Source organism: Nostoc sp. DSM 114160 (assembly GCF_053470305.1).
Map to the genome: position 1 here is coordinate 932,804 of NZ_JBPFGO010000002.1, position 14,860 is coordinate 947,663.

The following is a 14,860-nucleotide window of genomic DNA, read 5'->3' on the forward strand; positions in this document are numbered from 1 at the left end:
GCCCTTTCCCCTTTCCCCCTTCACCTTTCCCCCTTCCCTTTCCCCTTTCCCCTTCTTCATAGTTGCAGACTTCACGAGAGAGAATGTTACAAGATATAAGTTAAGCTAAAGTGCGTCAATGGGTGAGCAGTGAAGATAATGCTTTGGATTAGAGGATGAATCAGTATTTTGCAACGGTTGCTCGCGGATTAGAAACCCTCGCGGCTCAAGAGTTAGAGCAACTGGGTGCCCATTCCGTAGAGCCGGGGTTTTGCGGTGTAGCCTTTGAGGGCGATCGCACTTTACTTTATCGCGTCAATCTCTGGGCTAGGCTGCCATTCCGAATCTTGGTGAACATCAATGAGTTTCCATGCCTTGATGCTAAGGATCTCTATCGCGGTATCCAAACTATCGATTGGCAAAACTATCTGACGCCAGATATGACGCTGGCGGTGAATGTCACGGGCAAAAACGATCGCCTCAACCACAGCCACTTTACATCTCTCCAGGTCAAAAATGCGATCGTTGACCAACAAAAAGAAAATCTGGGCGAGCGTTCAAATGTAGAGCTTCACGATCCAGATGTGCGGGTTAATGTTCATATTGAACGCGATTTTTGTACCGTTAAACTCGACAGTTCGGGAAATAGTTTGCATCGCCGAGGCTACCGTCCGGCGGTGGGAGCAGCCCCTCTCAAGGAATCTCTCGCTGCGGCTCTCATTCAGCTTTCAGGCTGGCAACCAGACCAGATGTTCTACGATCCTCTGTGTGGATCTGGCACTTTACCCCTGGAAGCTTGCTTAAAGGCACTGAACATCGCACCAGGGTTGTTTCGTGAATCCTTTGGATTTGAAAATTGGCTCGATTTTGATCTGCCCCTTTTAGAAAAGCTACTCCAAGAAGCTAAGGACAGCCAATTGGATACTCTTCCCGCACCTATTTGGGGAAGCGATCGCGATGAAAATATAATTGAGCAAGCGATTAACAATGCTCAAAACTGCGGCGTTGATAACCATGTATGGTTTTCTCAAATGGAACTTGCTGATGTTGTCGCCCCCGCAGATAGTGGGATTTTATTCTGCAATCCACCTTATGGCGAACGGCTGGGGCGAGATAGCGATTTAGGGGCATTTTACAAACTTTTGGGCGATGTGCTGAAACAACGCTTCAAAGGCTGGACTGCATTTGTCCTCAGTGGCAACAAGGAACTGTCTCAATCGATTGGATTAAAATCATCCCGGCGAATTGCGGTGTATAACGGAACGCTGCCTTGTCAGTTAATGAAGTATGAGTTGTATTAAGTACAGCATTTCATTAATTCGTAGCAAACTAAATTTGGCAATACGTTGCAATGCCAATGCATCCCGATGCAATGTCGATGCATTCCCCTGCAATGCCAATGCATCGGGATGCAATGTCGATGCATCCCGATGCAATGTCGATGCATCCCCTTACATTAAAAATGCTACGCTTTTATGCAAAACTGTATTAAGACACAATCGATCGGATTTTGCGATTTTCGGTTTGTAGTATCTTTAAGGCGATCGCTCTCAACTACTTCTGCTGAGTAAAAAATACATTGCCTGAAAATTTTATGACACTGGGGATGTGTTGTATTGTCGGAGTTTGTGAGAACCGCGACCTAAATCTGTTGTTGCATGGCATCGGCTATCTCGATAAACTCAATTTGAATCGATGATATTTTTAATACTCTTTAATAAATTTAAATTAAGTCAAACAAACTTGAAACTATCTGTAAGTCTATATTTTGGCAGTTAGTGTAACAACTTTTGAAACAAGTGGCAGTATAATCAATGACTGACAATCTGCAATTTATTTATCGTTAGAAGGCAAGGCTATTTATGTCAGACCAATTCACCTTTACCGTTACCAATAAAACTGAATTGGCAATTACAGAGTTGTGGGTATCTGCCGACGATCGAGAGTGGGCTTCATTTAACTTGGGTGAGTTAGGGATTCCATCACGTGAAACAGCAACAATTGCTTGGGCTGAATATACGAATGGTTCGCCCTGTGAATGGTACATTTTTGCTGTATTTGAAGATGAATCAAAAACTGAGTCAGCCCTATTTAACTTCTGTAAAGAACCAGATTTAACAATCAAATAAATTCTGCATTGCGATCGCCACCGGAAAGGGCGTGTACGCCATCGCGCTTGATAGATGATTGCATATCGACTTTAGACATAAAAACAAAAGCCCTAGCTAGAAAGTATCTAAGTGGGGCTTGATATTAGAATTAACATGTCCCTTTTAGAGAAGTTGCTCGAAGAAGTTAGGGACAGCCTGTGAAACGCCCTGACTGCGCCTATTTGGAGAAGCGATCGCTCTCAACTATTTCTGTTAGATCGTAGAGACGGCGATTCACCGCGTCTTACCTGTGATATTTTTAATACTCTTTAACAAATTTAAATTTAGTCAAAAAAACTTGAAACTACTTCTGAGATTATATTGTGGCAGTTTGCATGACAACGTTTTAAAAAAGTGACAGTATAATCGGTGACTGACAACCTGCAATTTATTTATAGCTAAGGGGCTATTTATGTCAGATCAATTCACGTTTACTGTTACCAATGATACCGAACAAGCAATTACAGAGTTGTGGGTATCTGTCGATGATGAAGAGTGGGCCTCATTTACCTTGAGTGATTCAGGGATTCCATCGGGTGAAACAGTAACAATTGCTTGGGCTGAATATACGAATGATTCGCCCTGTGAATGGTACATATCTGCTGTCTTTGAAGATGAATCAGAAAGTGAGTCAGCCTTATTTAACTTCTGTGAAGAACCAGCTTTAACGTTCGGCTAAATTCTCCAGTGCGATCGCGCTTGATACATGATTGCATATTGACTCCAGACATAAAAATAAAAGCCCTACCTCGAAAGTATCTAGGTGGGGCTTGATATTATAGCAGGAGGCAGGAGGCAGGAGGCAGGAGGCAGAGGGCAGGAGGCAGGAGGTAAAACTATTGCTAACTCTAGCATTCACCCTTTCTAAATGTCCTAACCTGTGTGACTACGGCTATAAAATTGACATGAGCCGCAAGCTTAGTTGGTGGTGCGTTCCAATCTAGCTACTTGAGTAAACAAATAAAGCTGGCTTTGTCATTTGGCCTAATTTGTCGGGCTGAAACAGGTTTCATCCTTGCCGATCAGACAAAGCTGTTTCTGACCTAGATCGGTTTTGAATTTCACTTGATAAGTTTCGTTTTCCGCAGGCAAAGTTTTCGTGTAGTTATTCGCTCTGTCGCACGAAAAGTCACGAGTGAAAGTTGCTGGAGACCAGTTAATTGTCATCGTACTACCGCTCAGACTGGCTTTTCCTTTTCGAGATTGGAAAATTTGCTGGTTGCAGCTGCCGTTCATTACGTTCATTATTCCTGTAAATTCGACCGTTCCGTTCGGCAGAAATTGATAAGTGAAACGCGAACCGTTCGATCCAATATATGTACCATTCGTACTTATAGCATTGTTTCCGGTACGCGTCCAAACCCATTTTCCAACTAACGACGAAATCTCTCCAACGCTACTGGATGAATCATCAGTATCATTTGAAGCAGTTTCGCCCGCGTGGGCGCTATCGTAAACAGACAGCAAAAGTTTAGCTTCCGCATCATTCGGTAAATTTCGTAATTGCCCGACAAATTCTTTGTTAAATGCCTGCCGAATCCGGCTTTGTTCCTCTTCGTTCTTAGTAAGAGCTTGTGTATAATTGGAAATTAGATTGTCAATGCTTTTTCTAGTTCCATCTGGGTCTTTGCGAAACTCATTTAATTTTATTGACTGATATTCATTACGCTGTTCGTTAGTGAATTTTCCTGAAAAGGCCCATTCGTAAAAAGCGATAACTTTGTCAATATCAGATTTGTTGAGAGATTCGTTTTGAGCCGTTACTAAAACTTTAGTTACAGCAGCCTGAGCAAAAATATTTATAGTCGCTCCGTCCATCAAAACGATAGATAAAAATAAGATAGAAAAATATTTGAATTTGTTCATCATTCCTATAATTCTGTTGCCATGAAATTAATGTTCCCAGTGAATTGGGAGTTTATATGCATCACACCTGTAAGTGTGTGAGGCATTAGTTAGGTTGCGATGAAATTAATTGTAAACGTTCAGGGGTTACAAATAAGAATAAAAACACCCAAGGCTAAATAATTCGTATTACGTTCGCAAGCTGCCAGAACTTATCAATAGTTAAATCAAGCTGTTATAAATGCACTTAATGCATTGACTAAAAAAAGACATTAGGGCTAGTACAATATAGAAGTCATTTCTGTAAAAATCAGGAATATCTATACTCAGTAAGCCAATTAAACCTCATCTACGTTGAAACCTAGAGTTTTTTAAAACATATATTTTTGTAGGTTGGGTGGAGTGAAACGCAACCCAACATTACCACCGAATTTTATGTTGGGTTACTGCACCCAACCTACAAAACTTCAGGCTAGATTAGAACTATTTTATGCTCCCTCTCTACTCCAAATCGGATGCTGAGACTGCGTAGTTTATCGCCTTCGGCATCGCATTCACTATTTTAGATTTTACTAATTGCAATTTTTCAAAATACTTAAAGCTACCGCCTCCGCCACTTTAATACCATCGATACCAGCCGAGAGAATTCCCCCTGCATATCCCGCGCCTTCACCAGCTGGATAAAGACCGACGGTATTTAAACTTTGATAATCCTCTTGGCGTTTAATCCGAATCGGTGATGACGTGCGGGTTTCTACCCCAGTCAACACGGCATCATCCATTGCAAATCCTTTAATTTGTTTGTCAAAAGCTGGAAGGGCTTCACGAATGGCGGCGATCGCATAATCTGGTAAACTCTGACTCAAATCGCCCAAACGCACCCCTGGCGTATAGGACGGTTTAACCGTGCCAAATGCTGTAGATGGACGATGGTTGAGAAAGTCTCCCACCAACTGTCCTGGAGCTTCATAAGTTCCACCGCCCAATTCAAAAGCCTTTTCTTCTAAGCGTCGTTGGAAGTCAATTCCTGCTAACGCATTTCCTGGATAATCTTCGGGTGTGATACCCACAACGATCGCACTATTGGCATTACGCTCATTACGAGAATATTGGCTCATCCCATTGGTGACGACTCGCCCCGGTTCTGATGTAGCTGCAACCACCAAACCTCCCGGACACATACAAAAACTGTAGACGGAACGACCATTTTGGCAGTGGTGAACCAGTTTATAATCAGCAGCACCTAAAAGCTTATGACCAGCCTGAGCGCCGAAACGACATTTATCGATGAGAGTCTGGGGATGTTCGATCCGAAAGCCGATGGAAAAAGGTTTCGGCTCGATGTAAACCCCGCGATTATATAGCATTTGGAAGGTATCGCGGGCGCTATGACCTACCGCCAGAACTACATAATCGCTGGCGATATATTCCCCACTGGCGAGGGTGACTCCCCGCACCTGTCCATTTTCGATGTTAATATCTTCCACTAGGCTTTGAAAGCGAATTTCGCCACCGAGGGATTCGATTTTGGCACGCATACTTTGGACGATTCCCACCAGTTTGAAGGTGCCGATATGCGGTTTATTAATATAGAGAATTTCTGGCGAGGCTCCCGCATTGACAAGTTCGGTCAGTACCTTGCGCCCATAATGCTGAGGATCTTTGACTTGACTGTAGAGTTTGCCATCAGAAAATGTACCCGCCCCACCTTCACCAAACTGGGCATTGGATTCTGGGTTGAAATCTGATTTTTTCTTCCAAAAGTTAAAGGTATCAACGGTGCGATCGCGGACTTGTTTGCCACGTTCTAAAACGATCGGACAAAAGCCCATTTGTGCCAGCATCAAACCTGCAAATAAGCCACAAGGCCCAGTACCAATCACGATGGGGCGAATTGTCAAATTGCTCGGTGCTTTTGCCACTGGGCGATACCTCATGTCTGGCGTAGCCATGACATGGGGATCTTTTTTCAGGCGCTTGAGTAGATGGGTTTCCTGAGTCGTTTCTACATCCAGAATATAAACAAGGGCGATCTCTCCTTTCTTACGGGCATCGTAGCTACGCTTGAAGATGGAATAACCGATCAATTCTTCATCTGTAATTTGCAGCTTTTTGAGGATGGCAGTCTTGATATCATCTTCAGGATGATCGAGCGGGAGCTTTACTTCTGTTAGGCGTAACATAGCGAGGAGAAATGCATACTGTCTATCAAAATCTTAACAAGAGAGGCAGGAGGTAGAAGGCAGATAATATTTTGAAACGCAAAGGGACGCAAAGTAAAGCGCAAAGGTACGCAGAGATTTGTACCTCAGCAGACTAGGAAACGCTATATATTTAAAATCCTTGCCTCCTGCCTTCTTCACACAAGACTAACAGCCGCCTCTAACATTTGTATTGTCCCAAATTCAGCATTTATTTCTACTTCTACACCGATTGGCAAGGTAAATTTATCCTTAATATGACCAATCATTGAACCGTACCAAGCAGGAATACCTAAAGGAAGTATGTGTTGTTGCAATACTTGCATTAACGTAAATGACGGTTCGTCTCCAAGACTACATTTAGTACATTGTCCAAAGATAAAACCAGCAATTTGATTAAGTATCCCAGCAGTTTTTAACTGCGTCAGCATCCTATCTATACGATAAACATCCTCGCCAACTTCTTCCACAAACAGAATGCTTTTGTTCCAAGTAGGTAGGTAAGGTGAACCTACCATCGCTGATAGGACTGACAAGTTTCCACCCACCAGTTTACCCCTCGCCTTTCCCGGTGCGATTATCTCCAGCCGCACTTCGCTAGGGTTGAGATTTTGCATAGTCACCGCTTCACCATTAAATAGGATGCGCTGGAAGTAATCCACTGTAAATTGATTCCAGGTAGACGTAGCAACTGGGCCATGAAAAGTAACCATTTGACTACGGGCATTAATTGCTAACAATAGCGTTGTAATATCACTGTAACCGATGATAATTTTCGGATGTGAGCGGATTAGCGAGTAGTTGAGTAAAGGTAAAATGCGATTGCAGCCCCAACCACCACGCATCGGAATAATTGCTTTTATAGTGCGATCGCTAAACATCAAGTTTACATCCTGGGCGCGATCGCTGTCTTTACCCGCTAAATAGCCGTAACGATCTAAAATATGCTTCCCCAGCTTGACTTTTAATCCTAACTGTGAAATCGATTTCTTGGCTGCTTCAATGTCTTTAGCGTCAACGATACCCGCAGGGGCGATTAACCCTACGGTATCGCCAGGTTGTAGACGGGGCGGCTTACGGATGGTGTTTAGAGATGGCTTACCTTGGGCGGTAAGTGTTGGTATTTGAGTAGCTAAGGTAGCCAGCCCACAGGTTGCAAGAAATTGCCGACGCTTGATATTCATAACTATTTTGTTGGGGATTAGGATTCTAAAAAGTTAGATCCCCGACAACTTTTACGAAGTCGGGGATCTGGATACCGCGAATTTTCACCAATTAAATAGGATTGCGATATATAAAATTAAACCTTTTGTACCATATCTGAAATCACAAATCCATTATTAGCGAATTTAGCATCAGTAGCAAATAAATCACCAATGACAGGCAAAAGACGATCGTATAATTGCATTGCCTGTAAACAACTATTAATGCTAGAAACTGCCGAATTATATACGGCAATATTTTCGTCAACAATATTCAACAAGCGGCGATTATTTGCAATTTTTTCTTCAGCTTCTTGTTCTAATATTTTCTCTAAATAAGCGCGTGCCTGTGGGTATTGTTGCAAAATTTCGTCTGCTTGCCGATCTGCCATTGGTATCAATTGAGTTTTCAATGTTTGATTAATGGTTTGACGGAAAGATTTACGAATAGTATGAGAAACTTTTGGTTCAAAATCTAATTTCAATAACTGCCTAATGGCTGGTTCTGCTTCCACGATACTTTCGGCGTCGTAACCTTGAGAAGTTTGTGATAAAGTTTGGCGAAACTGATATATAGAAAAAGTGCCTTCATCGTAAAATCTAGGACTTTCTCGCACAAAGCGATCGCACTCCACACTAGCTGCACTAAATAATGCTTGAGCAACTCCTTTTTCTAAAATTCTGATCTCTTGTTCAATACCACCATCATTATCTAATAAACGATACAGTTGGCGATAATATTCTGACTTGCGAACTTTTTCAATCAATCGCTGAAAATAATTTGCAACTACTTGCTGAGAAGATTCAATCAAAATATCTTCTAATTGATTTGCTAAGTAATAAAATGCCTCTACTAAAATAGCAATTAAAGGTGCAGTAGCATTGCGAGGATGACTGATGGTTGCACGTTGATAAGCAGAAGCTACAGAAAAAGTATCTAGCAATTCATCTAAGCGGCGAATCATTCGTGATTGCAATTGCTTAAAATCTGCTTCAAAAGCATCACAAGAACTATTAATTACATGGTTAACTTCTTCGTTGATATGCTCGCTAAATTCTCTGCCAATTTGCTGTAGTTGCTGATTTAGGTGTTGCAACTCTTGCGCCTTCATCGTCTCAATTTCTTGGGGCTGACTATCTAAATCGCGTTGGACGTTCTGATAATGTTTTTTGAGCTTAATACAAACATCTTCCAAATCATCAGCAAGATTTTTAAATAATTGGGGACGCTTTTCTTCGGTAAGATAACGAGTAATAGCTGTGCGAAATTCTTCAGTTCCACTATCTTGAATTAGCTTTTCAATCAGTTCATTTCCCCACTCGCCTAGAATCCGCACATAATTTTGATTTGGAGTTTCATAGCCGTTCACTGAAACACGGAATTTACTGGAAGATAACTTTCCGGAATTTACACAGTAGTTATTAAACGCATAGACAAATTGTGGTGTTTCTTCTTTACCATCTAAACCTTTAATACTTTCTGCAAAAACAGAATCTAAACCAAATCTATCTTGTGAGCTTGCTTGTTTAATCTGACTGCCATAAAATCCTAATAATCCACTGGTTTTATAAACTTTCCTGGAATTGGCAAATTGCCCACTAATTAAATCGTCCAATCGTTGCCGAAGCTGAGTATTATACCAAGTTTCATCGATCCGGTTGAAGACATAGAAAACGCGATCGCGTACTCCCCCATTCTCCCGCATTAATTCCAAAAGTTCTGTTTCTTCTTTTGTCATCTCACCCGCAGAAGCAGGTTTTAGCACACACACCACCGCCGACGTATCAGGATGTTGAATTTTGGCATAAGTGAGTTGTGCGTCTTTCTCTACTGGCGCATCAATGCCAGGTGTGTCAATAATTACATTTCCATCTTGTAGCAAAGGATGATTACAGTAATATTCTATTCGCTTCAATACCGCACTATTACTTCCACGACGCGCATATCCAGCCGCTTCTTTAAGGTTAGAAAAGTTAAATTGCTCCATTGAATATGTAGCATTAGTTACCGTGCTGATGCGATCGCTATTTGCTATATATCCCTCTAGCAACAACATCAACGCCTTCGCCTGTTTTGCACGTTCTGATTGACTCTCACCACCTTCGTGGTGAATAATCGCTTCAGAACCTTGACGTAGCAAGTTAATTACCTCAGCTTGGTTGATATTAGCTACTGTTTTAAATCCTAGTTGCTGACACAAAGAAACTGCTTGTTCTCGAATCTCTGCTTCACTTAAAAATGTCAAAACAACACGTTCTTTATCTACTTCTGCATACTCGATTTTGCATTCTGTACCTGTAGCGTGTCCCTCTGCACTGTAGAGTAATTCTCTTTCTAATAGTGCATTAATTAGCATTGATTTCCCAGCACTAAAAGCACCTGCAAATACAATTTCAAACTTAGGAGAAATCGCTTTACTTAAAGAAGTTCGTACAGGTGTAATATCTTGGGAACGTAACGTTGGTTCTTGTTGTAACAGTTGTAATATAGACTCAACCTGCTCTTTCAAATTTCTACACTGAAGCGGTAAATCTGACATATTCAGCATCCTGATAATATTTATGTATATTTTATTAATATTTATTGTGTCAATGGTTCAGTAAAATTTCTGAGAATCTTAATGTACTTTAGCTGCTGGATAATCTATACACCCCTACTTAGAACATGGAACTTCAAGCATAAAACCTTAAAACCCACTCGCTGACTAACAACGAATAAACACAGGAGAAAATTATGGCTAATTCATCATTCAACCTGCTTAACCTCTCTTCTTTAAATGGCACAAATGGCTTTATAATTAACGGCATTGCAGTACAGGAAAACTCAGGCATCTCAGTCAGCAATGCGGGGGACATTAACAACGATGGCATTGACGACCTGATTATTGGGGCAAAGAATTACGACCCTAACAGTATCCCCGATCCTGGGCAAAGCTATGTAGTGTTTGGGCAAACCAATGTGGGAAGTGGCGGCACCCTCAACCTCTCTGATTTAAATGGCATTAATGGCTTTATAATTAGTCCCATTGCAGCAGGTTATAACTCAGGCAACTCATCAGTCAGCAATGCGGGGGACATTAACAACGATGGCATTGACGACCTGATTTTTGGTGGTGGGCAAAGCTATGTGGTGTTTGGGGGAACGAATCTGGGCAGTGGTGGCAGTCTCAACCTCTCTGATTTAAATGGCAGTAATGGCTTTTTGTTTTTGATTAACGGCATTGCAGCAGGCAACTCATCAGTCAGCAATGCGGGGGACATTAACAACGATGGCATTGACGACCTGATTTTTGGGGCAAGCAATGCCTCCCCCAACGGCAAAGATTTTGCTGGGCAAAGCTATGTGGTGTTTGGGGGAACGAATCTGGGCAGTGGCGGCAGTCTCAACCTCTCTGATTTGAATGGCACTAATGGCTTTTTGATTAACGGCATTGCACTCACTGACAGCTCAGGCAACTCACTCAGCAATGCAGGGGATATTAACAACGATGGCATTGATGACCTGATTATTGGGGCAAACAATGCCTCCCCCAACGGCAAAGATTTTGCTGGGCAAAGCTATGTGGTGTTTGGGGGAACGAATCTAGTCAGTGGCGGCAGTCTCAATCTCTCTGATTTGGATGGCAGTAATGGCTTTTTGATTAACGGCATTGCAGAAGGTGACCGTTTAGGCAACTCAGTCAGCAATGCTGGGGATATCAACGGTGATGGCATTGACGACCTAATTATTGGCGCACCATATGCCGACCCCCAACGGCATCATAGATTCTGGGCAAAGCTATGTGGTGTTTGGGGGGACGAATCTGGGCAGTGACGGCAGTTTCAACCTCTCTGATTTGGATGGCACTAATGGCTTTTTCATTAACGGTATTGTTGAAAGTCGTGAATCAGGCATCTCAGTCAGCAATGCTGGGGACATTAACAACGATGGCATTGACGACCTAATTATTGGGGCACGAAATGCCTTCCCCAATAGCTATGTGGTGTTTGGAGGGACGAATCTGGGCAGTAGCGGCACCCTCAACCTCTCTGACCTAAATGGCATTAATGGCTTTTTCATTAACGGCATTGCAGCAGATGACTTTGCAGGCATCTCAGTCAGCAATGCGGGGGACATTAACAACGATGGCATTGACGACTTAATTATTGGGGCACCATATGCCTTTGCCAACGGCAACTATGATGCTGGGCAAAGCTATGTGGTGTTTGGAGGGACGAATATTGCCAGTAGCAACATCTCTTTTAACCTGACTGGAACTCCCTATGCAGATACCTTATTTAGCACACCTAGTAACAACATCATTGATGGGTTAATTGGTGATGATACCTTAACAGGTAACGGTGGTCAAGATAAATTTATTATTCGCTTTGGCGATGGCAATGATACCATCACCGATTTTGGTGGCATTGGTAAAGGCACAACCCCAACATCGGCAGCGATCGCCAATGCTGACACCTTGCAATTTACGGGTAGTGGTTTAACTGCCCAAAATCTGCAATTAATTCAAAATGGTAACAACTTAAAAGTCAGCTTTGAAAATGTACCTAATACCATCACTCTGCAAAACTTTCAGTTAGAAAACTTGGACAATCTCAAAGCTTCTGGCAATATCCTATTTGATGGGCAAACCAGCATCGCCGACAGCTTTGATGTCTTCGATGCTGATTCCACTCAAACTACTCTATTCAACAAGAACACAGTGACTTTCCTCAATGAACTCAACAATAACATCACGGGTTTTGACAACTCTGCTGATGTGATTAATGGTCAGGGGGGTGACGACATCATTGACGGTAAGAGTGGCAATGACATGCTCAGAGGTGGTGCAGGTAATGATACCCTTGTTGGTGGTGCAGGCAATGATACCCTTGTTGGTAATGCGGGTGCCAACTCTTTTTTCAACCTCTCTGATTTGAATGGTACGAATGGCTTTATAATTAACGGCATTGCAGAACGTGACAACTCAGGTTTCTCAATCAGCAATGCGGGGGACATTAACAACGATGGCATTGACGACCTGATTATTGGGGCATTTGGTGCCGACCCTAATGGCAACTCTGGTGCTGGGCAAAGCTATGTAGTGTTTGGGGGGACGAATCTGGGCAGTGGCGGCAGCCTCAACCTCTCTGATTTGAATGGCACTAATGGCTTTATAATTAACGGCATTGCAGCAGATGACTCTTCAGGCGGTTCAGTCAGCAATGCGGGGGACATCAATAACGATGGCATTGACGACCTGATTATTGGGGCACCAGGTGCCGACCCCAACGGCAACTCTGGTGCTGGGCAAAGCTATGTAGTGTTTGGGGGGACGAATCTGGGCAGTGGCGGCAGCCTCAACCTCTCTGATTTAAATGGCACTAATGGCTTTTTGATTAACGGCATTGCAGCAGATGACTCTTCAGGCGGCTCAGTCAGCAATGGCGGGGACATCAACAACGATGGCGTTGACGACCTGATTATTGGGGCAAGTAGTGCTGACCGCAACGGCGAATATAATCCTGGGCAAAGCTATGTAGTGTTTGGGGGAACAAATCTGGGCAGTGGCGGTACCTTCAACCTCTCTGATTTGGATGGCACTAATGGCTTTTTGATTAACGGCATTGCAGAAGGTGACAACTTAGGTAACTCACTCAGCAATGCGGGGGACATCAACAATGATGGCGTTGACGACCTGATTATTGGGGCAGCAGAAAATAGCTACCCCGAGAGCAGCTCTGGTCCTGGGCAAAGCTATGTAGTGTTTGGGGGAACAAATCTGGGCAGTGGCGGTACCTTCAACCTCTCTGATTTAGATGGCACTAATGGCTTTGTAATTAACGGCTTTTCTGATATTGGCGGATTAGGTTACTCAGTCAGCAATGCAGGAGACATCAACAATGATGGCATTGATGACTTGATTATTGGCGCAGAAGGTGGTGTGGATGAGGATGCTGCGAAAAGTTATGTGGTGTTCGGGGCAGCGAATCTAGGTAGTGGAGGCACCTTCAACCTCTCTGATTTGGATGGCACTAATGGCTTTTTAATTAAGGCTAATATTCAGTACCCATACTACTCACTCAGCACGGGGGACACCAACAACGATGGCATCGACGACCTGATTATTGTGGCAAAGAATGCCGGCAACTTTGGTGCTGGGCAAAGCTATGTGGTGTTCGGGGGAACGAATCTGGGCATTAGCGGCACTTTTAACCTATCTGACCTGAATGGCACTAATGGCTTTATTTACTCTTCAGGCAACTCACTCAGCAATGCGGCGGACATCAACGGTGATGGTATTGATGACGTGATTATTGGGGCATATAGTGCCTCCCCCAACGGCAAAGATTCTGCTGGGCAAAGCTATGTGGTGTTTGGAGGAACGAATATAAACAGTGACGATGCCTTTAACCCGACGGTAACTCCTGGTAATCTAATCCTGACGACTAACAGCCGTCAAGATAAATTTGTGTTTCGCCTTGGCGATGGCAATGATACCATTACCGATTTTAGTGGCATTGGTAAAGGCACAAAGCCGTCGACAGCAGCGATCGCCTATTTGGACACCTTACAATTTATAGGTTCAGGTTTAACTGCCCAAAATCTGCAATTAACTCAAAATGCTAACAACTTAGAAGTTACCTTTGAAAATGTTGCTAATACCAAAGTCATTCTGCAAAACTTCAAATTAGAAAGCCTCGATAATCTGCCTGCTTCTGGAGCAACACCTGCGATTGGCAATATTCTATTTGATGGGCAAACCAACATCGCTGACAGCTTTGATGTCTTCGATGACAACTCTACTCAAACTAGCCTGTTTAACAAAAACACAGTCACATTCCTCAATGACCTGAATAACAGCATCACAGGTTTTGAAAACTCCAACGATGTGATTAATGCTCAAGGGGGTAATGACATTATCTATGGCTTGAGTGGCAACGATCTATTGCGAGGCAGTGCTGGTAATGATACTCTCGTCGGCGGTGCTGGCAATGATACTCTCGTTGGCGGTGGTGGCGCGGACTGTTTCGTTTACAACACCGATGCAGCCTTTGGTCTGACTGCTGTTGGTATAGATGCCATTAGTGACTTTAACAGTTCCCAGGGCGATCGGATTGTCCTAGATAAAACTACTTTTAGTGCGCTGGCTTCAACTGCTGGAACAGGTTTTAGTAACAAAAGTGATTTTCAAATCATTTCTAATGGGGAAACCAGCACAGCGAAAATTATCTACGATACTGTGAGTGGACAGTTATTTTACAACCAAAATGGCAGTGCGGCTGGTTTTGGTAGTGGCGGTCTATTTGCAACTCTGACTGGTGCGCCAACTCTTACTGCATCAGATTTTGTTGTGCAAGTTTAGATGCTATTTTCAAGTAAATATATTATGTGGTACGGGCACAGCAATACTCATTGCAACTTAGCGTCAAAGCCAGCCTAAAACTAGCTTTTAGCTGAAGTTGACACCAATGAGCAATGCTGTACCCCTACGACAAGTGAATT

At 43.0% G+C, this 14,860-nt stretch carries 9 protein-coding genes; 5 read left to right on the forward strand and 4 right to left on the reverse strand.

From position 1 onward, the window contains the following. The first annotated feature begins 155 nt into the window (after positions 1–155). The 3 genes from NSTCB13_RS21075 to NSTCB13_RS21085 all read left to right on the forward strand — a co-directional run bounded on the left by NSTCB13_RS21075 (position 156) and on the right by NSTCB13_RS21085 (position 2,808). Entirely contained in the window at positions 156–1,280 is a 1,125-nt protein-coding gene (locus NSTCB13_RS21075; RefSeq protein WP_448273708.1) for a THUMP domain-containing class I SAM-dependent RNA methyltransferase, read from the forward strand. Positions 1,281–1,841: 561 nt separating this feature from the next. Then, the gene (locus tag NSTCB13_RS21080; RefSeq protein WP_445630915.1) at positions 1,842–2,108 is read left to right on the forward strand and encodes a hypothetical protein; all 267 of its coding nucleotides are present in this window, start codon (positions 1,842–1,844) and stop codon (positions 2,106–2,108) included. A gap of 433 nt (positions 2,109–2,541) precedes the next feature. Then, on the forward strand, positions 2,542–2,808 hold the full coding sequence (locus NSTCB13_RS21085; RefSeq protein ID WP_179067371.1) for a hypothetical protein: 267 nt from the start codon (positions 2,542–2,544) through the stop codon (positions 2,806–2,808). A 305-nt stretch (positions 2,809–3,113) separates the two neighbouring features. Here NSTCB13_RS21085 and NSTCB13_RS21090 read toward each other — a convergent pair whose 3' ends face one another. From NSTCB13_RS21090 to NSTCB13_RS21105, 4 genes are all read right to left on the reverse strand, one after another. Continuing rightward, positions 3,114–3,998 carry a hypothetical protein gene (locus NSTCB13_RS21090; protein WP_448273709.1) on the reverse strand — a complete coding sequence of 295 codons (885 nt, stop codon included), beginning with the start codon at positions 3,996–3,998 and terminating at the stop codon, positions 3,114–3,116. Between the two features lie 548 nt (positions 3,999–4,546). Beyond that, positions 4,547–6,157, reverse strand: a complete 1,611-nt coding sequence (locus tag NSTCB13_RS21095) for an NAD(P)/FAD-dependent oxidoreductase (RefSeq protein ID WP_448273710.1) — start codon at positions 6,155–6,157, stop codon at positions 4,547–4,549. A gap of 176 nt (positions 6,158–6,333) precedes the next feature. Continuing rightward, entirely contained in the window at positions 6,334–7,359 is a 1,026-nt protein-coding gene (locus NSTCB13_RS21100) for a S66 peptidase family protein (protein ID WP_448273711.1), read from the reverse strand. Between the two features lie 116 nt (positions 7,360–7,475). After that, positions 7,476–9,917, reverse strand: coding sequence for a dynamin family protein (locus NSTCB13_RS21105; protein WP_448273712.1), 2,442 nt, complete (start codon positions 9,915–9,917; stop codon positions 7,476–7,478). A 194-nt stretch (positions 9,918–10,111) separates the two neighbouring features. Between NSTCB13_RS21105 and NSTCB13_RS21110 the strand changes: the two genes are divergently transcribed. Both NSTCB13_RS21110 and NSTCB13_RS21115 read left to right on the forward strand, forming a co-directional pair. Then, positions 10,112–11,191: a hypothetical protein gene (locus NSTCB13_RS21110; protein WP_448273713.1), complete on the forward strand. Its 1,080-nt coding sequence runs from the start codon at positions 10,112–10,114 to the stop codon at positions 11,189–11,191. Continuing rightward, a complete protein-coding gene (locus NSTCB13_RS21115) occupies positions 11,118–14,720 on the forward strand; it encodes a beta strand repeat-containing protein (RefSeq protein ID WP_448273714.1) in 3,603 nt (1,200 codons plus the stop codon). The genes NSTCB13_RS21110 and NSTCB13_RS21115 overlap by 74 nt, the downstream gene beginning before the upstream one ends. Positions 14,721–14,860 lie beyond the last annotated feature (140 nt).